Annotated in this window: 33 protein-coding genes; 9 read left to right on the top strand and 24 right to left on the bottom strand. The window is 29.2% G+C overall.

Features of this window, described 5'->3' with window-relative positions; all coding sequences use genetic code 11:
- Positions 1-18: 18 nt before the first annotated feature.
- From ruvX to hisA, 6 genes are all read right to left on the bottom strand, one after another.
- Positions 19-480: a Holliday junction resolvase RuvX gene (ruvX, locus tag BS621_RS00545; RefSeq protein WP_077141441.1), complete on the bottom strand. Its 462-nt coding sequence runs from the start codon at positions 478-480 to the stop codon at positions 19-21.
- Positions 477-1,532 (bottom strand): hypothetical protein, encoded by a 1,056-nt coding sequence (locus BS621_RS00540; RefSeq protein ID WP_077141440.1) that lies wholly within the window; start codon positions 1,530-1,532, stop codon positions 477-479. Before BS621_RS00540 ends, ruvX begins: the two co-directional genes overlap by 4 nt.
- Complete coding sequence (locus BS621_RS00535; protein WP_025922330.1) at positions 1,533-2,699, bottom strand: hypothetical protein; 1,167 nt, start codon at positions 2,697-2,699, stop codon at positions 1,533-1,535.
- Between the two features lie 7 nt (positions 2,700-2,706).
- On the bottom strand, positions 2,707-3,255 hold the full coding sequence (locus BS621_RS00530) for a thylakoid membrane photosystem I accumulation factor (protein WP_025894411.1): 549 nt from the start codon (positions 3,253-3,255) through the stop codon (positions 2,707-2,709).
- Between the two features lie 14 nt (positions 3,256-3,269).
- Positions 3,270-4,886 (bottom strand): DUF3685 domain-containing protein, encoded by a 1,617-nt coding sequence (locus BS621_RS00525; protein WP_077141439.1) that lies wholly within the window; start codon positions 4,884-4,886, stop codon positions 3,270-3,272.
- Between the two features lie 79 nt (positions 4,887-4,965).
- Complete coding sequence (gene hisA / locus BS621_RS00520; RefSeq protein ID WP_025923088.1) at positions 4,966-5,733, bottom strand: 1-(5-phosphoribosyl)-5-[(5-phosphoribosylamino)methylideneamino]imidazole-4-carboxamide isomerase; 768 nt, start codon at positions 5,731-5,733, stop codon at positions 4,966-4,968.
- 92 nt (positions 5,734-5,825) lie between these two features.
- On the opposite strand from hisA, the gene BS621_RS00515 reads away from it, so the two are divergent.
- A complete protein-coding gene (locus BS621_RS00515; protein ID WP_077141438.1) occupies positions 5,826-6,746 on the top strand; it encodes an NAD-dependent epimerase/dehydratase family protein in 921 nt (306 codons plus the stop codon).
- Here the strand turns inward: BS621_RS00515 and pgsA are convergent.
- On the bottom strand, positions 6,720-7,232 hold the full coding sequence (gene pgsA, locus BS621_RS00510) for a CDP-diacylglycerol--glycerol-3-phosphate 3-phosphatidyltransferase (RefSeq protein WP_423246153.1): 513 nt from the start codon (positions 7,230-7,232) through the stop codon (positions 6,720-6,722). The two genes, BS621_RS00515 and pgsA, sit on opposite strands and share 27 nt — an antisense overlap.
- A gap of 217 nt (positions 7,233-7,449) precedes the next feature.
- Here pgsA and BS621_RS00505 point away from each other — a divergent pair, with 217 nt between their 5' ends.
- Positions 7,450-8,061, top strand: a complete 612-nt coding sequence (locus BS621_RS00505) for a PCC domain-containing protein (protein ID WP_025923091.1) — start codon at positions 7,450-7,452, stop codon at positions 8,059-8,061.
- Between the two features lie 10 nt (positions 8,062-8,071).
- Here the strand turns inward: BS621_RS00505 and BS621_RS00500 are convergent, their stop codons facing one another.
- Genes BS621_RS00500 through nth form a run of 3 tightly spaced genes read right to left on the bottom strand, consistent with a single transcriptional unit; the run spans position 8,072 to position 9,634 of the window.
- Positions 8,072-8,260, bottom strand: coding sequence for a hypothetical protein (locus BS621_RS00500; protein WP_025923092.1), 189 nt, complete (start codon positions 8,258-8,260; stop codon positions 8,072-8,074).
- 26 nt (positions 8,261-8,286) lie between these two features.
- Complete coding sequence (locus tag BS621_RS00495; RefSeq protein ID WP_025959896.1) at positions 8,287-8,946, bottom strand: SDR family oxidoreductase; 660 nt, start codon at positions 8,944-8,946, stop codon at positions 8,287-8,289.
- Positions 8,947-8,980: 34 nt separating this feature from the next.
- Positions 8,981-9,634 (bottom strand): endonuclease III, encoded by a 654-nt coding sequence (gene nth, locus BS621_RS00490; RefSeq protein ID WP_025881233.1) that lies wholly within the window; start codon positions 9,632-9,634, stop codon positions 8,981-8,983.
- A gap of 95 nt (positions 9,635-9,729) precedes the next feature.
- On the opposite strand from nth, the gene BS621_RS00485 reads away from it, so the two are divergent.
- Both BS621_RS00485 and BS621_RS00480 read left to right on the top strand, forming a co-directional pair.
- Complete coding sequence (locus BS621_RS00485; RefSeq protein WP_025923094.1) at positions 9,730-10,788, top strand: ABC transporter ATP-binding protein; 1,059 nt, start codon at positions 9,730-9,732, stop codon at positions 10,786-10,788.
- 243 nt (positions 10,789-11,031) lie between these two features.
- On the top strand, positions 11,032-11,586 hold the full coding sequence (locus tag BS621_RS00480) for a ferritin (protein ID WP_025923095.1): 555 nt from the start codon (positions 11,032-11,034) through the stop codon (positions 11,584-11,586).
- On the opposite strand, the gene BS621_RS00475 is transcribed toward BS621_RS00480, so the two are convergent.
- The 6 genes from BS621_RS00475 to BS621_RS00450 all read right to left on the bottom strand — a co-directional run bounded on the left by BS621_RS00475 (position 11,572) and on the right by BS621_RS00450 (position 15,354).
- The gene (locus BS621_RS00475) at positions 11,572-11,859 is read right to left on the bottom strand and encodes a hypothetical protein (protein WP_025923096.1); all 288 of its coding nucleotides are present in this window, start codon (positions 11,857-11,859) and stop codon (positions 11,572-11,574) included. The genes BS621_RS00480 and BS621_RS00475 overlap by 15 nt on opposite strands.
- Before the next feature lie 4 nt (positions 11,860-11,863).
- Complete coding sequence (locus BS621_RS00470; protein WP_077141437.1) at positions 11,864-12,451, bottom strand: Crp/Fnr family transcriptional regulator; 588 nt, start codon at positions 12,449-12,451, stop codon at positions 11,864-11,866.
- A 149-nt stretch (positions 12,452-12,600) separates the two neighbouring features.
- Positions 12,601-12,780, bottom strand: coding sequence for a hypothetical protein (locus BS621_RS09215; protein ID WP_156858196.1), 180 nt, complete (start codon positions 12,778-12,780; stop codon positions 12,601-12,603).
- A 5-nt stretch (positions 12,781-12,785) separates the two neighbouring features.
- Entirely contained in the window at positions 12,786-13,574 is a 789-nt protein-coding gene (locus BS621_RS00460) for an ABC transporter ATP-binding protein (RefSeq protein WP_077141435.1), read from the bottom strand.
- A gap of 104 nt (positions 13,575-13,678) precedes the next feature.
- Positions 13,679-15,001 carry a Rieske (2Fe-2S) protein gene (locus tag BS621_RS00455; protein ID WP_077141434.1) on the bottom strand — a complete coding sequence of 441 codons (1,323 nt, stop codon included), beginning with the start codon at positions 14,999-15,001 and terminating at the stop codon, positions 13,679-13,681.
- 158 nt (positions 15,002-15,159) lie between these two features.
- Positions 15,160-15,354: a hypothetical protein gene (locus BS621_RS00450; protein ID WP_077141433.1), complete on the bottom strand. Its 195-nt coding sequence runs from the start codon at positions 15,352-15,354 to the stop codon at positions 15,160-15,162.
- Positions 15,355-15,703: 349 nt separating this feature from the next.
- Here BS621_RS00450 and BS621_RS00445 point away from each other — a divergent pair, with 349 nt between their 5' ends.
- Positions 15,704-16,045 (top strand): RNA-binding protein, encoded by a 342-nt coding sequence (locus BS621_RS00445; protein ID WP_077141432.1) that lies wholly within the window; start codon positions 15,704-15,706, stop codon positions 16,043-16,045.
- A gap of 21 nt (positions 16,046-16,066) precedes the next feature.
- On the opposite strand, the gene BS621_RS00440 is transcribed toward BS621_RS00445, so the two are convergent.
- From BS621_RS00440 to BS621_RS09315, 3 genes are all read right to left on the bottom strand, one after another.
- Positions 16,067-16,249: a hypothetical protein gene (locus BS621_RS00440; RefSeq protein ID WP_077141431.1), complete on the bottom strand. Its 183-nt coding sequence runs from the start codon at positions 16,247-16,249 to the stop codon at positions 16,067-16,069.
- 338 nt (positions 16,250-16,587) lie between these two features.
- Complete coding sequence (locus BS621_RS00435) at positions 16,588-16,884, bottom strand: hypothetical protein (protein WP_012007619.1); 297 nt, start codon at positions 16,882-16,884, stop codon at positions 16,588-16,590.
- Positions 16,885-16,979: 95 nt separating this feature from the next.
- The gene (locus BS621_RS09315; protein WP_167315822.1) at positions 16,980-17,129 is read right to left on the bottom strand and encodes a hypothetical protein; all 150 of its coding nucleotides are present in this window, start codon (positions 17,127-17,129) and stop codon (positions 16,980-16,982) included.
- A 76-nt stretch (positions 17,130-17,205) separates the two neighbouring features.
- Here BS621_RS09315 and BS621_RS00430 point away from each other — a divergent pair, with 76 nt between their 5' ends.
- The 4 genes from BS621_RS00430 (at position 17,206) to BS621_RS09655 (ending at position 19,059) form a co-directional block, all read left to right on the top strand.
- The gene (locus tag BS621_RS00430; protein ID WP_077141430.1) at positions 17,206-17,604 is read left to right on the top strand and encodes a hypothetical protein; all 399 of its coding nucleotides are present in this window, start codon (positions 17,206-17,208) and stop codon (positions 17,602-17,604) included.
- Between the two features lie 125 nt (positions 17,605-17,729).
- Positions 17,730-18,044: a hypothetical protein gene (locus BS621_RS00425; protein WP_077141429.1), complete on the top strand. Its 315-nt coding sequence runs from the start codon at positions 17,730-17,732 to the stop codon at positions 18,042-18,044.
- Positions 18,045-18,447: 403 nt separating this feature from the next.
- On the top strand, positions 18,448-18,621 hold the full coding sequence (locus BS621_RS09310; RefSeq protein WP_198025616.1) for a hypothetical protein: 174 nt from the start codon (positions 18,448-18,450) through the stop codon (positions 18,619-18,621).
- A 258-nt stretch (positions 18,622-18,879) separates the two neighbouring features.
- Positions 18,880-19,059, top strand: coding sequence for a hypothetical protein (locus tag BS621_RS09655; protein WP_077141428.1), 180 nt, complete (start codon positions 18,880-18,882; stop codon positions 19,057-19,059).
- Positions 19,060-19,093: 34 nt separating this feature from the next.
- On the opposite strand, the gene urtE is transcribed toward BS621_RS09655, so the two are convergent.
- The 5 genes from urtE to urtA all read right to left on the bottom strand — a co-directional run bounded on the left by urtE (position 19,094) and on the right by urtA (position 24,194).
- Positions 19,094-19,804 (bottom strand): urea ABC transporter ATP-binding subunit UrtE, encoded by a 711-nt coding sequence (urtE, locus tag BS621_RS00415; RefSeq protein ID WP_077141427.1) that lies wholly within the window; start codon positions 19,802-19,804, stop codon positions 19,094-19,096.
- A 2-nt stretch (positions 19,805-19,806) separates the two neighbouring features.
- Positions 19,807-20,556: an urea ABC transporter ATP-binding protein UrtD gene (gene urtD, locus BS621_RS00410; protein ID WP_025931815.1), complete on the bottom strand. Its 750-nt coding sequence runs from the start codon at positions 20,554-20,556 to the stop codon at positions 19,807-19,809.
- Positions 20,549-21,679, bottom strand: coding sequence for an urea ABC transporter permease subunit UrtC (gene urtC / locus BS621_RS00405; protein ID WP_077141426.1), 1,131 nt, complete (start codon positions 21,677-21,679; stop codon positions 20,549-20,551). Before urtC ends, urtD begins: the two co-directional genes overlap by 8 nt.
- On the bottom strand, positions 21,679-22,833 hold the full coding sequence (urtB, locus tag BS621_RS00400) for an urea ABC transporter permease subunit UrtB (protein WP_077141425.1): 1,155 nt from the start codon (positions 22,831-22,833) through the stop codon (positions 21,679-21,681). The genes urtC and urtB overlap by 1 nt, the downstream gene beginning before the upstream one ends.
- 83 nt (positions 22,834-22,916) lie before the next feature.
- Positions 22,917-24,194 (bottom strand): urea ABC transporter substrate-binding protein, encoded by a 1,278-nt coding sequence (gene urtA / locus BS621_RS00395; protein WP_011818329.1) that lies wholly within the window; start codon positions 24,192-24,194, stop codon positions 22,917-22,919.
- Positions 24,195-24,271 lie beyond the last annotated feature (77 nt).

Here is a 24,271-nt window from a genome sequence, read left to right as displayed (position 1 = left end):
TATCTATCCTTTTTAATACTAATATTTTATCTGACGTTTACCAGCTATTTCTTCTAATTCAGGACCTTCTTCGATCCATTGTTCAAGTATTATTTTTGCTGAAAAACTATCAATCAATCCGGATTTATCTTTTTTTATACCAAATCTTTCTGAAGATTCCCAAGTTGAACTATGTTCGTTGACATAAGAAAATGGAAGCTTTAATTCATTTGAAAGTAATTTACCGTAATTTTTACAGTCAATAGCTTGAGTGGTCATTTGACCTTTCTCATCTAGCGGTATACCCACGATAAAACCAGTCAAATTAAATTCATTTATATAATTTCTAATGATTTTAATCTCTTGATTATTTTCAAATCGTTTCACTGCTGGAAGTATATTTGATGTTATGCAGAGGGGATCACAATAAGCTAATCCTATTCTTTTGGTACCTATATCCAAACTCAAAATTGACTTGGGTTGGGGTTTGCAAAATTTCACTTTGTTTTTAATGGAAAAGGAGATGGATATGGATTACCTTGAGGACTTAATTTTTCAAAGATTGATTCCAAAGATTGATTTATTATATTTACTTGTTTGGACTCATTCTTAATTATTGTGTTCCTAATAAGAATTATTTCTTGATTTTTTTCTTTGATATTACACTCTTCGAGAAAAACATTTAATTGAGAATTTTCTTTATAGGTTTTTAAATATGAAACAGGTGATTTTTCAAAAAATCTTTTTATAAATTCTTTTAAAATTGAATTGAATCTCTCATCCCAATATCTACTTATAGTTAAAGTATAAATTTCTTCTTTTTGATAATTAATATCTTTTAAAATTGTACATAAAACTGAATTTTCATATATTAAGGCACCACTCTTAGAGTTATTTCTTTTAAGAATATCCTCTTGATCAAAATCTAAAATATTTCTTATTAAGGGAGATTGATTTGATCTTATGAAATTAACTATTTTTAATATATTTTGTTTATTTATGTTTTGGAATTCATTAATTAATGTATAGGCATTTGTATTTTGATTGTTAGGTTTATTTAGATCAGATCCATCCCAAAGGATTATCTCTCCTAAAGGTTGAAAGCCTAATTCTCTTGAGTTTGATATGAGGTCAACATTATTTATATCTGAATTAATTATCCAACTTGAAGTTTTGGTTTCTTTTATTGAGATAGATTTTTTTATCAATCCTAAAGTTAATTGTTTATCGGTTAAAGAAGACTTGCTATTTATCAACTTGGGCTTAGATATTTTTAAGCAAGTCTCTTTTTTGTTTAATGGGAAAATGTTCAAATAACCGATAATTTCGTTTCCATATATAGCAATTATGCATTTATTTTTATTTTTCTTAAGATTATTCAAGAAGATTTTTAAGTCATCAAAGGTATTGATAATTGCCATCTTTAAAAACCAATTATTCAATTCCTTATTTTTAATATCTATTAAAAGATTAATGTGCCGTATATGGAGTTCTTCAAAAGTTACTTCCATTCCTTTTTTAGATTGAAAAGAATAAGAGGTATCTTTTTTCATTTACTTTTTTTCTCTTATTAATACTATAGGGGTTTTTTCATCTCCATTGCCTGCTGGATTAGATAATAAGTTTCTTTTAAGTATTTTATTTACTTTTTTACTTGAACTTGCTAAGACTTTCACACCTCCAAGATCATTAACATCGACAACAGCAACATCTATATTTAGATAGTTCGAGACCTCCTTACAAAATAAATCCGAATTGAGAGGACCCATAACTATACTCTTGTCGTAAGGTGTAACTGTGCCGCTTATATCATCAATGAGGGATGATTCTGAACCAGTTAACCTATAAAACATACCTTTAATACCAAATAATTTGAAGAGAAATCCAATTAATAGTGCAAAGGTTATTCTTGTGACTCCGATTCTATTTATTAATAATTGCATTCCGCAAGCTGTTGCGAGACTGCTTGTAGGGTGAAAAAAATAACATAAAGCTTTCGAAAATAAACTATATTCTAAATTTTTAGGGGAAATATATCTATTTTGCATAATCGCTAGCGGACTCTCGCCGATTGTTAAAATATCATTTTTTTCTACAATTCCTTTGCAGTATTCAATCACAGTACTTACTGGATTATCAAAGCAACCAAGTATATCAGTTTTAATAGCAAAAGCTTTATATTTATTATTTAAAGTAATTTCAGAAACTTCTTTCGGCCTTTGTTTTTGACTATCTAAATTAATTAAAAAACAATCCTCATTATTTGAAATACCAAAATGTCCATAGTTCTCCCAAAATACTTTTAACCATAAATATTTTATTTTTTTTCTAAAATTATTATTGCTAAATTTATATATGATTCTTACAAATAATTCTGAATTTGACTTGATAATTGTTGTTGGCCAGTAATTATTTAAATTCTTAATTTTATTATTTTCATATATATAAATATCTTCTTGATAATTAAAATTTTGGGAATATTCGTTACCTTTATTTTTAAAAAAATCTAATTCAAAATTTATATTAGATACCATCGTCTCTTTGGTTTTACTTTTATTAGTTATTTTTAAATCAATAATTAATTCGTTTAAACCATCTTTTTTTTTGATTTTATAATTTATAGGTACCAGATTTAATTTTGATTTGGGTGAGTTTTTAATATATAAATCTGAAAGAATTAAAAAAAATAAAAGAAATAAGAGGATATTTATTAATATCATTTTTTAATTAATTTTTGTTTTTATCTTTTTTTTCAGAAATGATACTGTTGTATTCATTAAAACTCTCTACAGAAAATGTCGTATCTTCTATATTAATTCCTTTTAGTTCTCCTATAACTTTGTTTAATTCATCGATATTAATCATTCCATTTTCATCAAATTTAACTTCACCATCGCTATTTAAAATCACGGTTTGTGGAATTAATCCGTTCCAATAATAATTAGGTTCATTTCTAAGATCAGACTTTTCTTTATCCTGTAATTCATCAGTAGTTAGAGCAATTATATCTATATTATTTCTCCATATCAAATCTAAACCAGATATTATCGGAGCCATAGCTTTACTATCTGAGCTATCGTCAAGATAAAAAAATAAAACTGCTACTCTTTTATTTTTTAATGATTCCTGAAGAGTTGTCTGGGGAGGAACTATTGCCCCATTTCCCGCGTATATAGGAAAGATGTTGCCATCGTAACTATCAGAATCTCTAGATGCATTTGCTTTATATGGACTTAAGAAAATTAATGCTATTAGGATCCATTGAATTATTTTCATTAAAGTTTAAAAACTTACTTTGAACTTGATCTTCCTAATCCTTGAAGGATTCCTTTCCCCACTAAACCAATAGCTTTGCCAACGACCTTTGTAAGGAAAGTTACAAAAAGATTACCGATATATTTTACAGCAACTTCTAACTGCGGTGCTACTGCATCTCTTATCTCAACTAACAATGTAACTTGTTTTTGTAGCCATTCTAGATTCTCTAATTCTTTCTCCCTATTTTCATTTTTAAAGTAACGGGTAAATTTTTTATCAATAATATCAATATATTCTCGTTTACTCTCATACAAATAGATAGGCATATAAATATAGTCATGCCAGCGATTGTAGTTATTAATATTATTTCTAAATCTTTCAAAATTTCTTGTCGATTGTAATTCGGGATTTATAAGTACAGTTCTTAATTCAGGCCAAGAAGAACAAATATTAAAGATTTCAGAGGCTAATAAATTACAGTTCCTTATTGTCCAATTTGAAATTATATTTTCGAGGATCAAAAACGATTCTGTTTCATATAGAGGGAGTAATTTCCCATCATAGTCAAGAGCTTCATTTTTAATAATTGGCTCAATAAACATTATTGATTCATGTGATTCTCTATCTATCTCTTCGCAACTTACCTCACTATAGATAAAATCATTTATTGAAATAGATTCGCCTCCTTTTTTTAATCGAAAATAACTGTCTGTGATATTTGAAATTGTATTAACTTTAAGTTCTTTTATAAGAGAATCTAAATCATCTTTAAAATCTTTCTCCTTATAGTTTTCCTTAATATTTTTTACTAAATTATCTAACTCATCTAACATTTTGCAAATTAGTCGCGAAATGAATTCTTTTTTTATTCCAGAGAGAATTAATGATGAATTATTAAATTCAACTTGTAAGTTAGTTGAGCTATACCTTTCTTTTAGTCTATCTAAAATCAAATTCCATATTTCTGCGGTGTTTTTATCTTTTATGAAAACAGTGTTCTTATTTTCAAGATTAATTTTATTTTCAGTGTAAACCGCCTCTGTATAAAGTTCTAGTGAATTACCCCATAAGAAAATTAGAAAAGATTTTGCAGTAATAAGTTCTCTTAATCTTCCTTTTAAAATGAATTTATAAAATTCTGGTGTTGAATCAGAGTTGACATATTTGAATATATGATTAATTTCAGAATCGATTTGTTTAAGACCTGAAGTTAGAATTTTTTGACTAAAAGAGAGAGGCTTATTTTTGTTTAATTGAACTCGGGAATTATTTTCAATATCAAATACCCTTCCTCCATTTAAAATGGTATCAATAGATTCAAGAACTTTTTCTGCACTGGGATTTAAAAGAAAACCTTCAGCATTTAACGATGGAGGGTTATTTGCTTCATAAACAAGTTCGCCAGAGAGAATTATAAGAAACTTTGACTCATCATATCTTTCTCTTAATTTTAAAAACTCTAACCTTACAAGATCTTCTGATTGGAAATTAAGAACATTCCATATAACTAAATCTGGAGTTTTATCACCTGTTCCATTATTAAAATTAATTTCTAAATTTTGGTCTAGTGATGTTAACTTAAGCGATAAAGATTCTGCTATTAAGCTTGGAGCAATAATCAATATTGATTTTTTTGAAATTAATTCCAAGACTAGATTTCTTATCTCTTATTCAAAATTAACTAACAATTCCTGCAAACACCAGCCTTAATAGAATTTTTATACTCTTTTAAGCGTAGTAATTTGTGTTTAAATCAAAGTCATTTAATCTCTCTGCTGACAATACATTATTCGCTTCGTTTATTGTGAATTTATTTTCATATAGAGCTTTACCTACTATTACTCCAAAGAGTCCAGAGTTTTCAAATTTTACTAACGATAATAAATCAGAAATTGAACCAACACCGCCTGAGGCTATTACTGGAATATCTGTAATTTCAAGTATGCTTTTTATGAATTCTTCATTTGTCCCTTCTAAAGTCCCATCTGTATTTATATCTGTAACAATAAAACTAGCAATTTTAAATGAAGAAAACTCCTTTACTAGATCTGTGGCCAAAATATTAGATTGCTCAAGCCAACCCCTTGTACTCACTTTTCCATCTTTTGCATCTATCCCAACAATTATCCTTCCAGGAAATTTATTTGATAAGTCTTTAACTAGTTCTTTATTTTCTATTGCAGAGGTTCCCATGATAACTTTCTCAATACCATAAGAAAATAATTGTTCTATCCTTTCTTGAGACCTTATCCCCCCACCTATTTGAATAGGTATGTTAACTGTTTTTGCAATCTTTTTTATTGATTTATCGTTTGTTGGGGATCCAGTTTTTGCAGCATCCAAATCAACTATATGTATATATTTTGCTCCTTCGCTTTCCCAAAATTTAGCTTGCTCATGAGGCTCTTTTGTGAAGTCTTTTCTTTTATTAAAGTCGCCTTTAAAAAGCCTTACACACTTACCATTCATTAAATCAATTGCTGGTATTAGGTCCATAGAATCATCCTTTTCATTAATTACTTATTAGTAGTACTATTCAATATGTAATTCTATTTAAGATTACTACTTCAGTTAAATATTTTTCGAATATGAAAATTCTTGTAATGGGTGGCACTAGATTTGTTGGTAAGTCTTTGGTTGGAAAGTTATTAAGTAAAAATTATGATATTCATATTTTTACAAGAGGTAATAAAAGTAATCCTGAAAAAACAAATTTAATTAAGGGTGATAGAAATAATTCAGAAGATATCTTCAAGCTAAGAAATGAAAAGTATGATGTTGTTTTTGATATTTCTGGACGAGAGTTAGAACAAACCAAACTTCTTATAGAGAATTTAGATAACTCTTTCCAGAGATATATATACGTAAGCTCTGCAGGTGTTTATAAAGATAATTGTGAATTACCCTTATCCGAAGTTGATCCAATTGATCCGGAAAGTAGGCATAAAGGTAAGTTTGAGACAGAAAATTGGTTAAAAAACCAAAAAATTCCTTTTACGAGTTTTAGACCTACTTACATTTATGGACCAGGAAATTATAATAAAATTGAAAATTGGTTTTTTGAAAGGTTATTTAATAAAAAATCTATACCAATTCCTGGGGACGGTTCTTTAATTACTCAGCTAGGCCATGTTTCGGATCTAACTGATGTAATGATTAGGTGCATAAATTTTGAAAATTCCAAAAATAATATTTACAATTGTTCAGGTGAAAAAGGAGTGACAATCAAGGGTTTAATTTATTTCTGTGCGAATGTTCTTGGATTAAACCAAAATGAGATTTCTTTAAGAACATTTGATTATCAAAAATTAGATCCTAAGTCTCGAAAGGGATTTCCAATTAGATTAAATCATTATCAGACTGATATCTCTAAGATAAAACGTGATTTAGAGTGGGCGCCAACTTTTGATTTACTTAATGGTCTGAAGGATAGTTTTGTGAATGATTTTAATAATAAAAAGAGTCAGGAGTTTGATGAAAATTCAGACAATATTCTTTTTAATTCTTAAATAGCCTAATAAAGTAACAAAAGTCAGGATGAATCCTAGCCAATAAAAAATTAAAGCCAAATTATCCAATAAGCTATTTTTTAATGGTGTAAAAAAGGTAATTACTGAAATAAAAAAGAAAAATGTTTTATATTTTCCTAACATTGATGCTGGTAAGCCGTCTTTTGTAGAGTTCCTTAAGCTAGAGATAATTAATTCTCTAAATAAAATTAATGACAATGACCAGAAGGGTATAAAATTATTTTTACAAAGGAAGGTCAGAGGAATTAAATAGAATACTTTATCGCTTAAAGGATCTAGGATAGCTCCTAATCTGGTTTTAAGATTAAATTTCCTTGCAATTAACCCGTCAAAATAATCAGTTAAACCGCCAATAATAATCAATATAAATACATAAATTGGTCTATTAATTTCTAAAAAAAGTATTAATGGAAATACAAGGAAAAGGCGAGATATTGATAATAAATTGGGAATATTCAATGCCAAATTTTTAAAATTTTTTTTTAATAACAAATTAATTTTTGTATATAAAAATATATTACACTCTCAACAAACTTAAATTTTTAGTAAAAATTTTAAATAGTTTTTGATGCTAGATTTTAAAATTTAATTTAAATCTGATTCCTAAAGATTATAAACTCAACTTCTCTTTATGGATGATGATGTTTTATATTACAAAACTATTCCTAATATCTAATATCTAATGCAGCCTCATAGCCTAAAGCTATCTCCAGAATCTGATTTGATAAATTCAATTAAAGAATATTCTTTATCGAATAATTTATATGGGTATGTTTCTGGAGTGGTTGGTAATCTTAGAACAGTTTGTATTCAATGCCCAGGTAATCAAGAGATAAATAAATTTGAGGGAAATCTAGAGATAGTTTCTTTAAACGGACATTTTAATAAAGGAGATGTTCATTTACATTTGAGTTTTGCAGATGAGGGATGTAATGTCTTTGGCGGTCATCTTGAGGAGGGTTGCATTGTAAAAAAAGGTACTGATATATTATTACTTTCTTTTGAACAGAAAATTATTAATATCTCAAGTAATGATTTATTAAAAAATGAATCACGTGTAAAAGCATATATTTTAAAGGATTGTCCTTGGTCTAAAAGAGCAATTAGGTTGCTTAATTCTTTATCTATCCCTCATGAAGTTACTTTAATAGAAAATGATGAGAGCTTTAAAAAAGTAATGGCTCAAAGTAGCCATAATACTTTCCCTCAAATATTTTTGGATAATAAATTTTTTGGAGGATATGATGAACTTTCAGAACAAGCAAAATTAGATAACTTAAGTTCATTTAAGTAATCTAATTTTTTTAACTATCTCGGTTAGTAAGTTTTTCAGCAACTAATTCTTCCTCTAACTGCTTTATTAATCTTGATACAAGACTTTGAAATTCTGGTTGACAGCCTTTAAATGCAGCTTTATGTCTTATTGGCTCATTTCTAGTTCTTAAATCAGTAAGCATTAATTGTAATGCGTCAATTTTGGGATTTATTTTCATAGTTTTAATTTATATATTTACATCTTTTAAATCATTTGCATAGCTTTTTTAAAAGATATCTTTTTATTATCATTCGAACTTGTAATTTCTATTAATTTATTTATGGATTCTTTGTTTTTTAAAGAATCTATACAACATTGCGCAACTAATCTTCTTGGGATTGATCCATTAATTTGAGTATCTTCTTTTGAATAATTTATATTTTCTGATTTAATATCTTCATTTTCCTTTAATCCTCCAGGTCTAATAATGGTCCAATCAAAATTTGAATTACGTAGAAAGTTTTCACCTAATTTCTTCCAAATAAGAATTAATCCAAATAAGTTTAATGGGTGAAATAATTTACCAGTACAAAGGGAACTAACTAAAATAACCCTTTTAATACCAACTCTTTTGCAACTCTCTAATTGCCTGTATACACCTAATGCATCAACCTTTGCAGGACCAGTTAAATCTAATGATGCTCTCGCTCCAGTAGCAATTATCAAGGCATCAATATCTTTAAATGCTTCATCAAGTCCCCCTTTATTGTCTAATGAAACCCTAATTGTTTCTAAACGCTCTAGTCCTGCTGAGACTTTTGAATTCTTTCTAATGATTTGCCTTACTTTATATCCTTTCTTAACTGCTTCTTCGGAAATTCTATAACCTGTTTTCCCCGATGCACCAGTAATTGCTATTTTCATGATTAAAAACTAATTTAAATATTATATAAATTTCTTAAGGCTTTTTACATATAAATTTCTTTTTTCTTTTGGGATAAAGAGTGCGACATAAATAACATTTTGTTCCATCACAGCCTCTTGCAGTACAGTATTCTCTGCCATAAAAGATTATTTGCAAATGTAAAGTATTCCAATCATTAATAGGAAATATTTTTTTTAGGTCTTTTTCTGTTTGAACTACGCTATCGCCATTTGATAGGCCCCATCTTTGCGCCAACCTGTGTATGTGAGTATCTACTGGGAATGAAGGTATTTTAAACACTTGAGACATTACAACTGATGCTGTTTTATGACCTACCCCTGGAAGAGATTCAAGCTTCTCAAAAGAATCTGGGACCGTAGCATTATGCTTCTCAATCAATAATTTAGATAAGTTATAGATGTTTTTTGATTTTTGATTAGATAGACCTAAAAATTTTATGTATTCGTAAATGCCATTAATACCTAGCTGCATCATCTTTTCTGGATTGTCTGCAACTTTAAATAAGTTTTTTGTTAATTCATTAACTTTCTTATCTGTTGATTGAGCACTTAAAACTACGGCGACTAGAAGAGTATATGCATTTGTATGATCAAGGGGTATTGGAGGCGATGGATATAGCTTTTTGAGTTCCTTGCGTATTATTTCTGCTCTTTCAGACTTTCTCATTAAATTTGAAAATTAAATGGTGTATAAAATTATACATGGAATATTTTAGGTGAATATTTTCTGCTAACTTAATATATTTGAATAAGAAGAACTTAGTGAAAAATGATGCGTTAATAATTGATGATTTGCATCATAAATACGATAAGCGAGAATGTTCAAATTGGATATTAAACGAAATTAATCTAAAAATTGAAAACGGCGAATTGTTAGGGTTGCTTGGACCTTCTGGTTGCGGAAAAACTACTCTTTTAAGATTAATCGCGGGGTTCGAATATCCTTCTAAAGGGAGGATTTCTCTAAATGATACTGAAATTTCAAATAGGAAAAAAATTCTTAGTCCTGAGAAAAGAAATATTGGTATGGTTTTTCAAGACTATGCACTTTTCCCTCACTTAACTGTTTTGGAAAATGTAATTTTTGGTTTGAAAAACAAAAAAGATAGATCTAGAGTTGATTATTTATTAAATGTTGTCGGTCTCGATAATTTTGTTGGAAGGTACCCACATGAATTGTCTGGAGGCCAAAAACAAAGACTCGCAATTGCGAGGGCTCTTGCTCCAGGTACAAACTTTATTTTATTAGATGAACCTTTTTGTAGTCTTGATATGCATGTCAAACTAAAATTGAGAAGTGAACTCCCTAATATTCTAAAAGGTTGTAATGCAAGCGGATTGATGGTTACACATGATCCGGAAGAAGCGATGTCAATTTGCGATAAAGTCGCTGTTATGAAGGATGGAAAAATTCATCAAATTGATACTCCAATTAACCTTCTAAATAATCCCAAGACCATATTTGTTAGTAGTTTTATTTTGGGCAATAATATTATTAATCTCAAAAAAAATGGTAATGCATATATGTCTTGTTTAGGTGAAATAAATAGTTCAGGAGTTTTACAATCTGCAAATATTAAAAGTATGTCAATTTCGCCTAAATTTATTTCAATTAAAAAATCAGAATCTGGAAATGCGAATGTGATATCTAAAGAATTTCTTGGAGAATTTCTTATATATAAAGTAACTATTAATGGAAACATATTGCGGGTTAGAACTGATATTAATAATCTCTTAAATAATGGTGATAAATGTTCTCTTTTTATAAATAAAAATAGTTATTATTTTTTATATCCTGGAGCACATAAGGTATATATATAGAATTTATTTATAGGCAATTACATTTCCCTCCCTTCCAATTAGAGCATTTTTTCTTTTTACATTTCTTTTTTTTATTTTTATATATTTTATTACTTAAAAGCAGTTCAGAAAAACTGTACTCTAAATTCATTTACAGTATTGCGAGTGATTTTCATTATCATATTATTTAATTTAATTTAAAGAATTTATTAATTACTAATTTATACAAAATGTTGTATTATTTTTTTAGATACTCATACGAAAATGAATGAAAATAACTTAAAAACAAAAAAATTAGTTAATTTTGGTCCATCTGGAAGAGCTGTTGCTCAACCGATAGACAAAAGTTTGTTGGATAACATTTTTGAACATCTAACAATGGAAAGATATGCCAATGTTCAATATTTTTCTATTTATCTATGGTTTCAAGAACGTGATTTAAATGGATTTGCCTCTCATTTTCTAAGTGAATCACAAGGGGAAATGGAACATGCTCAGAAATTTGCAGATTATTTAATCGCAAGAGGACAAAGCGTAAAATTAGATGAAATTCCTGCACCTGTTCAAACGTGGGATTCTATAGAGGAGCTTATTTCTTATTCTTTTAATATGGAGGCTGATTTAACTTCATCTCTACAACAACTTTATTCCATATCAGAAAGAATTTCAGATACAAGAACTAACGTATTCTTAGATCCAATTATAGAGGCTCAAACACAATCAGAAGATGAATTTGCCAACATCCTAGGAAAGGTAAAGTTTGCTTCAAATCAACCTTCGGCAATCTTATTAATAGATAGTGATTTAAAGAAAAAATAAATTACTTTCAAATTTATTTTCATTCAATGTCCTTTTAGTTATTTCAAAAAGTAAATTTGAAAAGTTGATTTTCTCTTTATTTTTATTTAAGAGTACAGCTATTTTATAAATCTCATTAACTCTTTTAAAAATATTTTTGTTTTCAGTAAATAACCTTTCCTTCAATGCTTTATTTTCTGTGGTTTTGTAGGATTGCTTGATATTTCTGAGTCTATTCGATAAAAAATAGACTTCCATTAATAAATTGTTTGTGAGTGATTGTGATTCCTTCATGTTTTTATAGCGGCGATGTTTCAATAAAAGAAGGGGCAACACTTACTGTTTGCGTCCCGATAGGAGCTATTAATAACTCAGATGATCTTAATTTCGAAATTAATCTTGTTGATGTTACTCGTGTAGAACCGATTAATTCGCCAATCCTTTCATGAGTTAACCTAAAAGGTAACTCACACCATTGACCACATCTTCTACCTAGACGATTTACTAGTATTGAAAATAACGCTTGTAATCTCTGTTCTGCATTTCCTAAGTGCCTAATCCTAAGGAGTTGCAAAGTCCATTCATTTACTGCATCGAAACCAATATTCTCATCAATATTTACATTGCTATGAAAAGACAAATCTGTTAGTGCTTCAACGCAAACACCTTCGCTACATAAAAGGTCTGTTCTTAATTGATCACCTGATTGTAAAAATGCAAGTGTCATCCCTTCAGTTTCTTCACAAGGACAATAAACTCTTGCAATTCCACTTTCAACTTCCAGGCATGTACCTTTTGGTCTTGATGAAGGATCTATTAATACGGATTGCCCAGTTATTATCCTTACTGATTTTGAAGGGAATTCTCCATAACTATGGAAATTCATTTATTTAAATATGATAATGAGAATTATTATCAATTATGCACTAAAAAAATGCTTATTGCAATAGATTCTCATTATCATCACATAAATGAAGTTTTTCTTTACATAGTATTTAGGAATATAATTTATATAGAATTGCTAAGTATTTTATTTTAGATGAGCGCAAATAAAGTTTGTTTTAATTGTGGGAGTTCTTCATTCGTCTCAGATCGATCATTAGGAGGTAGGATTGTGTGTTCTAAATGTGGTTCTTCCTCATTTAAAAAAAAATCCTCTTCATTTTTAAAAAGTAAAAAATTTTTATTTCTTTCTATTGCCATAGCGATTTTCATAATTGTTATTTAGATAATCTTTTTATATTCCAAATTCCATTATTATTAGTTACCTCTACTTGAATATCATATAACTTATTAAGATTTTCACTATTTATAACCTTATTTTGTTCTCCATCAGCGATTATCTCACCATTTTTTAACATAATGACTCGGTCATAAATTTTTGTAATCGTTGAAATATCATGCGTGACACATAAAATTTTAGTGTTTAATTTTGATAATTCATTCACCTTATCAATTACAAAATACTTTGATTTATAATCTAAATTTGCAATTGGTTCATCTAGGATTAAGATTTTCGGTTTTTTGATTAATGCCCTTGCAATGAGAGAAATTTGTTTTTCTCCATCTGATAAGTAGGAAAAATTCTTTTTAGATAAATTAGTAATATTCATTTTCTTGATGATTTTTTCCACCTTATAAGAATCTCTTTCAGATTTATTTTGTACGTAACAATATCTTCCATATAGTCCACTCAAGATTAAATCAAAAACTTGTAAATTTGGATTTATTCTTTTTTTTATATCATTATTTACGGTACTTATTTTATTTCTTAGTTCCCACAAATTTATAAGTTCTTTGTCAAATATCTTCAGTTTTGATTCATTAGCTACTACTGGGTATATGTTTCTATTAATTATTTCAATTAAGGATGATTTACCTGAACCATTTGGTCCAATTAATATTACATTTTCTGAATACCCTATCTTTAAATTTAAATCTTTAATTACTCTAAAGTCATTTTTAAAACAATTTATATTTTTTGCGTCAAACCAAAATTTATTTAACACTAAAACTTATTACTCCAAAATATAATCAATTGAATAGAGCTCAAAATAAAAATAAAGAGATAAAGCCAATTCAACCATGAAGGTCTATTTACTTTCTTCATAAATTATATTACTAACATAAAAAATATTAGCGGAGCAGCAAATCTTACAAATGTTTTTCTAATAATATCAAGATTATTTTCAATTTCTAATTTCTTTATCTCAGGTGGATATTTCAATATCACTTTTTCATATACATCAAGATTTTGGGATTTGTTAGTATTTTTCCACGGTTCATCTTTATCTTCAGACTTCTTGTACCACTTCCAAAAATAATTTATTATCCTATCTTCTCCTAATAATTTTATTTCATCCTTACTTATAAATCCCATATCGTGATTATATGTTTGTGTTTTTAAAATCATATAATCCTCATCGAATATCTTATAAAAAATCTTTCTTTGAGTCTCTTTAAATAACAAGAGGTTATTAAGTAGTTTATTTTGTAGAAATTTCCTATAGTGTCTAACTATTACTCTTGCTTTGTTGTTTCCTAGAGGAATATGATCTAAAACTTGTAAATATCTTGATGCGGAAGGATCGCCTTTGTAGATTAATATCCTTCCTGGAGGTATGTATTTTATCCGAATAAATTCTTTTGTAGGGTCATTCTTGTAATAATAAATACTTTCTATGTATTTGGGATTAATATTAATTTTCTGGTTAAAACTAACAAGTACGTTTTTATTAACATCTTTATCGGGGATTGTATCGCCATGAACCCAAAAGATATGAAGGATATCTAGATGATTTTCAATAATCCTTGACCAATCACATTTGAAGTCAACTAGTACCTCCTCAAAGACATAATCCTTATGTGAAAACCCATTTTCATATAATTCGTAGTTACTTATAGGTGTATCTTCACTTATATTATTTAAATCAGTCTCAGATTTTTTAGAAAAATGTACAAAAATATATCCATTTTTTTCTGAAGTTTTGTATTGAGATAAATGAATTCTTTTGGCATAGTTATCGTAGTTATTATCGACTATATGGCGACATGTAATTCTGTTGAGATTTTGGCAACTTCCTCCAGATGAAAACTTAGCTCCATGATATGGGCAGGTTATTACCCCATCTGATACTGTCCCTCCAAAAAAGGAGGCCCCTCTGTGTGGACAAATATTTTTAATACACCTAACTTTTTTATTTTCATCTCTATAAAGAACAAGAGGCTCATCATAGAGTGAAAAATAATATAGCTTATTTTTTTTTAGCTCTTTAGAGGGACAAATTGCATACCAACCAAATAAACCTATATTTAATTCTTTTTGATTTTCTCTAATATCAAACGAGTCAATTTTTACTACCGTTCCTTTTTTAAATGGCTTAAGAACGGTATTAAAGTCTTTTGATTTAAAAAAATTAATTTGTCTGTTTTCCATAAATTAATTTCTTTTTTTTTATGACTGTTTATCTTTCGGAACTATAACCCAAGTAAATAATCAATTTCTTATAAAAAGAAAATTCTCTATTATTTGTAGCAATAATTATTTTGTTATCGAAAAATATTGAGTCTCTGTCGCATTTATGTATCTTTATTTCATGTTTTTTGTATCTTTTGTGATTCCTTCAAATTTTTTATGTAAGCAATAGCATCATCAATATTTTTGTGGAAATTGCATTGACCCAAATAACAGCCTATAAATCTTAAAAATTTTCTCTTGCCACCACTAATTTCATATCTATGGATTGTTCCGCCATCTATAGGAGCATAAATCAGTTCTGGTAGCGCCATATTAATTTTGTATTTAATACTTAATTAAACAGTAATTCATGTTCAAAAACATTTCCATAGCTCAATCCATATATTTAATAATTAATTTATTTATTGATTACCAATGTATTATTTGTTATCTATTAATTATTGAAATGGATTTTTTATCATGCCAAAAGCATTTAGGCGTTTTTTTAAAAAACTACCAAAAAAAATTCAAACCATAAAATACTCATTTAGAGAGTTTTTATCTTCAAAAATATGAATTAGCGATTGTGGTTAATTAATTTTTAATTTCTATATTTTTAATAAAACATAGTCGGCAGAGTTAAATTCTAAACTATATTAAATCTGCAATTTATGAAATATTATGATTAAAAGAGTTTTTGCGATATTAACTTTAACTTTGCTTTTTCTTTTTAGTACTCCAGTTTACTCATTAGATACTTCTTCAAAAAGTCTTGAAAAGTATACTAAAAAGATTTCTAACAAGTTCACTAGAACTTACTGCAACACTACCAAATTCGGCATCTCTTATGAAGGAGCTTTGGCATTTGCTATTGGAGAAACTAATAAGGAATTTAAAAATAATAAACTCAATAAGTTGATAGATTATTCTCTACTAAAAAATTCAATAATTAATGATTTAGAAAATAATTGCCAGGTTTATGATTTCGATATTAGTAATTTAGAAAATTTGAAGTTTAACTAGAAAATGTATATTTTATGAGTCTTATTTTTTACCTATCCAATCATTTGGTTTTTCCATCATCCATTCGAAAACTCCCTTCGCATCAAGGTTTTTAGAAGCATAAACAAATAAAATTGGAAATATTAAAATTACTACGCCAATAACTGCTAACTCTATTTTACCGATCCCCATCTCAGTTACTGTTAAAGCAAAATAATTAATCATTATATTTATTGAATTAAAATTTATTTCTACATAATTTATGAAAAAAATTGTATCTATTCACTTTTTTATAAAATATCTTAATTATTTATAGCGAAGGATATTTGTATAAAGTACCTATTTTATTGATTCGGAAATTCTAATAATTTAAATAATAGGTTTCTCTTTGATGATTATGAATCATGAAATTATAATTTTTACACCTATTTTTGCATTATTGATTGGATTTATAGTACTGAGAATATTAAAAAAAAGAAAGAGATCAGCTGAAAGTATCTATAAATTAATAGATGATTTGGAAAAAAAATACATATATTGATTTCTTTTGTAAGAAAAAAAGATTAATCAAATTCTATTCCAACTTCTTCTTTTAAATCTCTCTCCAAATCTGGAAGATGAGGTTCAACCCAATGATCTTTGTTATCAATTCCTGCTGCATTTACATAATTCATAATATGTTGATCCACTTGCTTATAAAGATCATGCAAATTTAAATCCATACGAATATCATGTGCAATTTCAGAGACTTGTTTTTCTGTTAGACAATGATCTGGATGAAGTAAATCACAACATGGAATTCTCTTCTCGATCAATTCATTTAGATTGATTTTTATTTCGTAATCTTGATGGACAGTCATTTAATTAATAGCTTTTTAATCTAATTCTAATTATGTTTAAGATTTTGTATATCTTTAGTCAAGAAACAAAGTTCTTTAATGTATACGCGGTAATTTTAAATAAATAGATCTTCCAAATCTTTATACAAATCATCATTCTCTTTTTGGTTTTCTATAAGTTCATGGTGATCTAATGAAAGTTCTTTTTTTGAAGTATAGAAAAGATATCCAAGGGCTCCTAAGAGTAATGTTGTTGGTAAAATCATTAGCATTAAATTGACTTATAATGAATATAGTGCAACACTTATTACAGTCAAGTGCTGAACTTTAATTAATTTTTAAATGCCTACCAAGAAAAAAAGAGTTGGTTTTATTCCTAGAGAAGATGTTATGAGAATAATTGAAAAGTTAAGCACAGAAAACAATTTAAGCAATTCAAAAATAATAAGTATTTTGGTAGAAGAAGCACTTTCTATAAGAGGTATATTTAATAAAAAAAATGGTAAAGAAACTCAATCATATCAATCAAATCACGATAATTCAAAAAACTTATTTGATAATTCTGGTGACTTTACAGATAATGCAAAACCCTCAATTGATACTAATTTAGGAAATCATTTTATTCCTGGAAAATCAACCGATTTAAATGCAGAGAATCAGGAGACTTTTGACTTGCAAACTTATAAAAAGTTTTTATCATTCCTAAAATTTCAGGAAATGATGGATAAATATAACACTTAATTAGGTGTTGCTAAGTGATGCACTGTGCGTTAAATTAAATTTGTATTTAATAGGAGATTTTCATATTAAAAATTTTTCATCAGTTCAAAAATCTAAATTCAATAATCTATAAAATATTTATTCTTATGAATTCATCTCTCCCAATTTTTTCTGTAAATCTCCTCCCTCCAGAAAAGTTATATTGTAATTTTAGTTATTGGAGTTCTTTGTTCTCTCAGGATATGCAAATTTTATGGGATAGAGCGCATGGAATACCTTTAGATAAACTGCCAAAAGGGGTTTCTGATATGATTTTTCCGTATTTATTGCTTGCACTCTCAGACTATAAGACTTCGCAAATAAATAAAATGAATGGAATAGGATTAGATAATCTATTAAGCCTTTGGTTTGATAAGTATTTATTAAATAAAAATGGTTACTTCGAGCTAATTAAAAAATAATATTTAAAATTTACTATTAATATCAAATTTGAAATCTATAAAAATTTATTACGTTTAAAAATTTTTTTTAGTGATTCTTTCCTAATTGGCACATCAATAGTCTTGCTATAAATATATTAAAAGGTTTGATGATGCATTCTTTAAATTTCTTTTTAGCAAATATGTGTATTATCGTTTTGAAAATGCAAATCAGTAGTGATGTTAAATTAAGGAAGCGAGATAAATGAAATTTAATTCAAAAACATTAAGCTTAATGTTAAACCTGTTATTTTGCTTGTTTATATTTATCATTTAATTTTTTAGACTTTATTAATTAATTTACAAAAAATTCAAAAATTAATATTCAAATTTGGTTGACTTTTATTCTTAATGCGATGATAATGACAAAAATAAATTTTTAGTTGTGAATCCCCTTTCAGAAACTTTTGATGATTTTGTTGATGATCTCCTTTCATCCGATATTAATTTGTTAAAAGGGGAACTTGATTTTCTCCTCATTCAACATTTATTTAATTCTGTAGATTTGCAGCGAATTAATAAAACTGAAATTGAAGATAACGAATCATTAGCTGCTTAATTTTTTATGAAATTTTTTTATGAAAAGTTTTGGATTCCAGTTTTTGGATATATTTTATCAAAATTTGTTTTTTTGATAGAAGGTAAAAAGCAAGATTCCAAAAATAAAAAAAAAATAAATTAATTTCTTTTTTTTCTTTATAAGTATTTTTAAATACATAATTTAAGTCAATATATTTTGATAACAACAAAATTTGTGCTTTAAACTTATTAATTTATGCATGGTTGAAATATAAGTAATTGCTTTTTAGCAAATTAAATGAACAAAAATAATATGTTAAAGCCATACACAGTGCATTATCGCGATTTTCAAAATATAAGATTAGAAAGTTGTTTTTATGCTTTTGACGCTTACGAGGCTAGAACACTAGCAATGGAATTTAATAAGTATATTAATGAGCATCCAAACAGTATAGACCTTATAAGATGCGAAAAATGATTAAAGATTTTTATTAATTTAAAATAATAATCTATTAAACACTCAAGAATTTATCAATAACCGCTTGACTCAACTCATTAGTATTTCCGCTTGCAACAATACCTCCGCGTTGCATCGCATAATATCTATTGGCTTGTCTTACAAAATGCAAATGTTGTTCAACTAATAAAACACCAATTCCTGTATTTCTAATTATTTGGTTAATTGCATTTTCAATGTCTAAAACTATATTCGGCTGAATACCTTCCGTTGGTTCGTCAAGTAATAAAAGTTGAGGTTTGCCTAGCAATGCTCTTGCAATGGCTAATTGCTGTTGTTGTCCTCCACTAAGATCTCCTCCTTTCCTTTGAAGAAAATCTTTTAGGATCGGGAAAAGATCATAGATAAATGGATCTATTTTCTTGTTCTTAGATAATCCACCTGGTAGAGACTCCATTCCTAACATAAGATTCTCTTCAACTGATAGGTACGGAATAATTTCTCTGCCTTGAGGAACGTAAGCCATTCCTTTTCTAGCCCTCTGATGAGGTGCTTTTCTGTTGATATTTTCTCCAATCAAATAGATATCGCCTTTTTTTTGTTTTAACAAACCAATTAGTGATTTCAATAAAGTTGTTTTGCCAACTCCATTTCTTCCAATCAAACAAACCATTTCTCCTGATTTAACATTTAAATCTACATCTCTAAGAATATGACTCTCGCCATAGTAAGTATTTAAGGATTTTATTTCGAGTAAATTTTCCATAACTAGTCCTCAGGTCTTCCTAAATAAACATCAATAACTTTTTTGTCTTTTTGTATGGTTTCCATCGTTCCCTCACATAATACTGTGCCCTGATTTAATACTGAAACATTGCTATCAAGTCTTCTTATAAATTCCATATCGTGATCAATTACCACTACTGTATTTTCTCCCGATAAAGATTTTAATAAATCAGCTGTAAGATCAGTTTCTTCATCAGTCAAACCGGCAACAGGTTCATCAACTAACATTAAATCTGGCTTCTGACCTACTAACATGGCTATCTCGAGCCATTGTTTTTGGCCATGTGATAAAGATCCAGCTTTAGAATTAACTTTTTGAGCTAAATTAACAATCTTCATTAGACGATCAATCTCATTAAGCTGTTCATCCTTAATACTTTTATTTATAAGGTTTAAGGGACTTTTGGGAGTTGTCACCGATATTTCAAGATTTTCTTTAACTGTTAGATTTTCAAAGATTCTTGGACTTTGGAACTTTCTTCCAACACCAAGTCTAGCTATTTTATGCTCCTTTCTACCTACTAATGATTTCCCTTTAAATATCACCTCACCATTTGTTGGCTTAACCTTTCCAGTAATTACATCAAGAAATGTTGTTTTACCTGCGCCATTTGGTCCTATTACAGCTCTTAATTCTCCTTTCTTCAAATTTAAATTAAGTTTGTTGAGAGCTAAAAAACCCTCGAAACTAACAGTAATATCTATTAAATTCAAAAGATCTTTATTATTCATTATTCCCCTCCTTATTATTAACTTCTAAGCTTGGATAGGTTTCAATCTTCCTTTTCAAACCAAATCTTTGAAGAAGGTTCCTAGGACCATCTCCTTGAATCCATCCTAAAACTCCTTCTGGCAGAGCTGTTACAACCAATATAAATAACCCTCCTTGAATAAACATCCAACTAGCAGGTAAAGCTTCACTTACAAGACTTTTTGCATAGTTGATGAAAACTGCTCCTAGTATCGCTCCCAATAAAGTTCCTCTTCCTCCAACAGCAACCCATATAACCATTTCTATAGAAAATGGAACCGTCATAAATTGAGGGGATACTATTCCAGACTGAACGGTATATAAAGCTCCTGAAATTCCTGCGAGTCCTCCTGCAATAGAAAATATTATCGTCTTGAATATAACTGGGTTGTATCCTGTAAACCTAACTCTTGGTTCATCATCTCGTATTCCTATAAGGATATTTCCAAATCTTCCTTTAACTACCCACTTTGCAAAAAACCATGCTCCTATTACTAGTATGGCGGTTATCCAAAAGAATATTCTTTGCATAGACTCAGAGCCTACCATCTGACCAAATAGTATTGTTACATCTGTTTTTAATCCATTTGTTCCATTTATAAGTTTTTGTTGTCCATTAAAGAAGTTAAAGAATACAAGAAGAGAAGCTTGAGTAAGTATAGAAAAATAAACCCCTTTGATTCTATTTCTGAAAACAAGAAATCCAATTAAACCAGCAACCAATGCTGGAATTATCCAGATAGAGAAGAAGGTAAAAACAGGCGATCTAAACGGTTCCCAGAAAAAAGGTAATTTTTCAACACCATATAAAGCAAAAAATTCAGGAATATTATTTGGAAATTCAGAGGAGCTGGTTATTTGCAAATACATTGCTGCACAATATCCACCTAGTGCAAAAAATATACCTTGTCCAAGACTTAGTAAACCTGTATATCCCCAGATGAGATCTACACCAAGTGCGACAATGGATAAGGATAAGTATCTACCTAGAAGGTTTAGTCTAAATACAGGGAGTATAGCTGGTGCTGCAATAATTAAGGCTATTAAAATTATCCAGAATGATAATACTATTTTTTTATCAAATTTAATTTTACTTAAAGACATTAGTTCTCAACCATCCTTCCTTTTTGAGGAAATAAACCTGTAGGTTTAAATTGTAGGAATATAACAATTAGTGCAAATATCATTACTCTTGCCATACTTGTGGTTGCAAAAAAGTTAATCGTGTTTGATAAAGGTAAAGGCATATCTGGCCATATTGATAAGAGCCTTCCAGCTCCAATTAAATCAGTCATTATCCCTATTCCAAATGAAGCAAGTACTGTTCCTAATAAATTTCCTACTCCTCCCAGCACTACAACCATAAAACAACCAACAATATAGTTTCCCCCAACATTCGGTCCTACAGAACCTAAAAGAGATACTGCTACCCCAGCAACTCCTGCTAAGCCAGATCCAATTCCAAAAGTAATAATATCCACTTTTTCAGTAGATATACCCAGACAATCACTCATTTGTCGGTTCTGAGTAACTGCTCTTATACGCATCCCCCAAGCACTTTGATTAAGAAATAATGTTATTGCTATTACAGAGATTAGAGTAATGACAATTATCATTAATCTTGTTTTAGGAAATGCAGTGCCTATAATTTCTACTTGACCTCTCATCCATGAGGGTGCTGTCACATCAACATTTCGAGCGCTTGCTCTACTAAGTTTGCTGACAGAAGATGAGATTACGCTACCTGTCAGGACCCCAATTAAAGCAGCAAATAGCCAAGAACTAAATTTAAAATATTTGAAATTTATTGATTCTTTAATTTTTGAAGGGAATGATGTTGGTAAGAATAAACCAATTAAGAGACTTATAACCAGGCCGGTCCCATAAGCTAAAGGTACACTTCTGACAAATTGTTGAAGAATTAAGCTTACCCCCCAAGTTGCGAGAAGTGTTTCTAGTGGACTTCCATAAAGCTTTCTAATTATAGTTTTTTCGAGGAGAATACCTACTACTCCACTAACAATAAAAGCAAGGAAAATAGAAACTATTATGTATGAATTGTAGAAAGGTTTTAATATAGGTAATTTGAAAATTAATTGTGTTACGTATGTTGTGTAAGCCCCAAGCATCATAAGTTCTCCATGGGCAAGATTTATTACACCCATAAGACCAAAAACAATTGCTAGACCTAATGCAGCAACAAGTAGTACAGATCCGATTGCAACACCATTAAAAAGACTATCGAGAAGTAACTCCAATTTAGAAAAAGAAAATATTTGATTATATAAAATAAAAGGAGGCCTTAACCTCCTTTTATTTTGAAGTATAGGTTTTAATTAGATTAAAGCTTATACTTTTCTCCTTTGGAAGGATCTGTCCAATCGCATGCAAATCCTTTTGAACTTGGATGCTTTTGGTTCCATGCTTGAGGAAGAACAACTCCTGTCTCTTCAAGGATTGTAAATCCACCCTCTGCATTAATCTCCCCAATTCTTACTGTTTGAGATAAGTGGTGATTAGGCATAACTTCAACAGGACCTTGTGGAGCATCAAACTTTTGTCCAACAAGGGCTTCCCTTACTGCGTTGTCGTCAAATGTGCCAGCATCTTCTACTGCCTGTTTCCATAAGTAAACCATGTTATATGCAGATTCTTGAGGGTCAGCTACAACACGATCTGCTCCCCATCTTTTCTTGAAACTTGCAGCAAATTTCTTAGATGCAGGAGTATCAATTGACATCATGTAGTTCCAAGCACCGTAGTGACCTTCAAGAAACTCAGGACCAATTGTACTAATCTCTTCTTCAGCAATTGAATAGTTCATTACGTAGTAACCACTTGAAGGTGTAATACCTGCGTCTTGAATCTGTTTGAAGAATGCAACGTTTTGGTCACCATTAAGAGTATTAATGATTATTCCACCATCTGGTAAAGCTTTTTTGATTTTTGAAATAATTGGAGCAACTTCAGTATTTCCTAATGGAAGGTAGTCTTCTCCAACTACTTTACCGCCTAACTGTTTTACTTGAGCTTTTGTGATTGTGTTTGAAGTTCTTGGGAAAACATAATCAGAACCTACAAGGAAGAAATCTCCACCAGCTGCAGGGGAACGCTTATACATGAAATCTGTAGCGGGTTCCGATTGTTGGTTTGGTGTGGCTCCTGTATAGAAAATGTTGTTAGAACATTCTTGAGCTTCATATTGGATTGGGTAGTAGAGGAACGCATCTTTTGATTCGTAGACAGGTAACATTGCCTTTCTACTTGCAGATGTCCATCCACCAAATACGACAGGAACTCCGTCTTGGTCGATAAGTTTTTTTGATTTTTCAGCAAAAGTTGGCCAGTCAGATGCACCATCTTCAACTATGTATTCTATTTTGTAGCTTTTGCCGCCAACTTTAACCCCACCAGCAGCATTTATCTCTTCAATAGCCATTTTTTCTGTATCAACAAGAGTTGATTCTGAAATAGCCATTGTTCCGGATAACGAATGCAAAATACCAACGGTTACAGTGTCATCGAAACTTCCGGAGGTTCCGCCTCCACCACAGGAAGTTGCGGTGACCGCAAGTGAGGCAGTAGCTAAACCTGCCAAAATACGCCTTGAAATTCTCATGAATTAGGATAAATTAGGTAATTGACCCTCATTAGGGGGATAAAGTAAAAGTTATTAACGAGTGAGGATTCGTTTTG

The organism is Prochlorococcus sp. RS04, from assembly GCF_001989455.1.
In the GTDB taxonomy this organism is placed as follows: domain Bacteria; phylum Cyanobacteriota; class Cyanobacteriia; order PCC-6307; family Cyanobiaceae; genus Prochlorococcus_A.
Note: the sequence above shows the minus strand (reverse complement) of the source record. Positions and strands in the feature narration are given on the sequence as shown.

Excerpts from the sequence above, each read along its gene's own strand:
- BS621_RS00540 (WP_077141440.1), bottom strand. The coding sequence starts at position 1,532 with ATGAAAAAAGATACCTCTTATTCTTTTCAATCTAAAAAAGGAATGGAA.
- BS621_RS00535 (WP_025922330.1), bottom strand. The coding sequence starts at position 2,699 with ATGATATTAATAAATATCCTCTTATTTCTTTTATTTTTTTTAATTCTT.
- BS621_RS00530 (WP_025894411.1), bottom strand. The coding sequence starts at position 3,255 with ATGAAAATAATTCAATGGATCCTAATAGCATTAATTTTCTTAAGTCCA.
- hisA (WP_025923088.1), bottom strand. The coding sequence starts at position 5,733 with ATGGACCTAATACCAGCAATTGATTTAATGAATGGTAAGTGTGTAAGG.
- BS621_RS00515 (WP_077141438.1), top strand. The coding sequence starts at position 5,826 with ATGAAAATTCTTGTAATGGGTGGCACTAGATTTGTTGGTAAGTCTTTG.
- BS621_RS00505 (WP_025923091.1), top strand. The coding sequence starts at position 7,450 with ATGCAGCCTCATAGCCTAAAGCTATCTCCAGAATCTGATTTGATAAAT.
- BS621_RS00500 (WP_025923092.1), bottom strand. The coding sequence starts at position 8,260 with ATGAAAATAAATCCCAAAATTGACGCATTACAATTAATGCTTACTGAT.
- BS621_RS00495 (WP_025959896.1), bottom strand. The coding sequence starts at position 8,946 with ATGAAAATAGCAATTACTGGTGCATCGGGGAAAACAGGTTATAGAATT.
- nth (WP_025881233.1), bottom strand. The coding sequence starts at position 9,634 with ATGAGAAAGTCTGAAAGAGCAGAAATAATACGCAAGGAACTCAAAAAG.
- BS621_RS00480 (WP_025923095.1), top strand. The coding sequence starts at position 11,032 with ATGAATGAAAATAACTTAAAAACAAAAAAATTAGTTAATTTTGGTCCA.
- BS621_RS00475 (WP_025923096.1), bottom strand. The coding sequence starts at position 11,859 with ATGAAGGAATCACAATCACTCACAAACAATTTATTAATGGAAGTCTAT.
- BS621_RS00470 (WP_077141437.1), bottom strand. The coding sequence starts at position 12,451 with ATGAATTTCCATAGTTATGGAGAATTCCCTTCAAAATCAGTAAGGATA.
- BS621_RS09215 (WP_156858196.1), bottom strand. The coding sequence starts at position 12,780 with ATGAAAATCGCTATGGCAATAGAAAGAAATAAAAATTTTTTACTTTTT.
- BS621_RS00455 (WP_077141434.1), bottom strand. The coding sequence starts at position 15,001 with ATGGAAAACAGACAAATTAATTTTTTTAAATCAAAAGACTTTAATACC.
- BS621_RS00450 (WP_077141433.1), bottom strand. The coding sequence starts at position 15,354 with ATGGCGCTACCAGAACTGATTTATGCTCCTATAGATGGCGGAACAATC.
- BS621_RS00445 (WP_077141432.1), top strand. The coding sequence starts at position 15,704 with ATGATTAAAAGAGTTTTTGCGATATTAACTTTAACTTTGCTTTTTCTT.
- BS621_RS00440 (WP_077141431.1), bottom strand. The coding sequence starts at position 16,249 with ATGATTAATTATTTTGCTTTAACAGTAACTGAGATGGGGATCGGTAAA.
- BS621_RS00435 (WP_012007619.1), bottom strand. The coding sequence starts at position 16,884 with ATGACTGTCCATCAAGATTACGAAATAAAAATCAATCTAAATGAATTG.
- BS621_RS09315 (WP_167315822.1), bottom strand. The coding sequence starts at position 17,129 with ATGATTTTACCAACAACATTACTCTTAGGAGCCCTTGGATATCTTTTC.
- BS621_RS00430 (WP_077141430.1), top strand. The coding sequence starts at position 17,206 with ATGCCTACCAAGAAAAAAAGAGTTGGTTTTATTCCTAGAGAAGATGTT.
- BS621_RS00425 (WP_077141429.1), top strand. The coding sequence starts at position 17,730 with ATGAATTCATCTCTCCCAATTTTTTCTGTAAATCTCCTCCCTCCAGAA.
- BS621_RS09655 (WP_077141428.1), top strand. The coding sequence starts at position 18,880 with ATGAACAAAAATAATATGTTAAAGCCATACACAGTGCATTATCGCGAT.
- urtE (WP_077141427.1), bottom strand. The coding sequence starts at position 19,804 with ATGGAAAATTTACTCGAAATAAAATCCTTAAATACTTACTATGGCGAG.
- urtD (WP_025931815.1), bottom strand. The coding sequence starts at position 20,556 with ATGAATAATAAAGATCTTTTGAATTTAATAGATATTACTGTTAGTTTC.
- urtC (WP_077141426.1), bottom strand. The coding sequence starts at position 21,679 with ATGTCTTTAAGTAAAATTAAATTTGATAAAAAAATAGTATTATCATTC.
- urtA (WP_011818329.1), bottom strand. The coding sequence starts at position 24,194 with ATGAGAATTTCAAGGCGTATTTTGGCAGGTTTAGCTACTGCCTCACTT.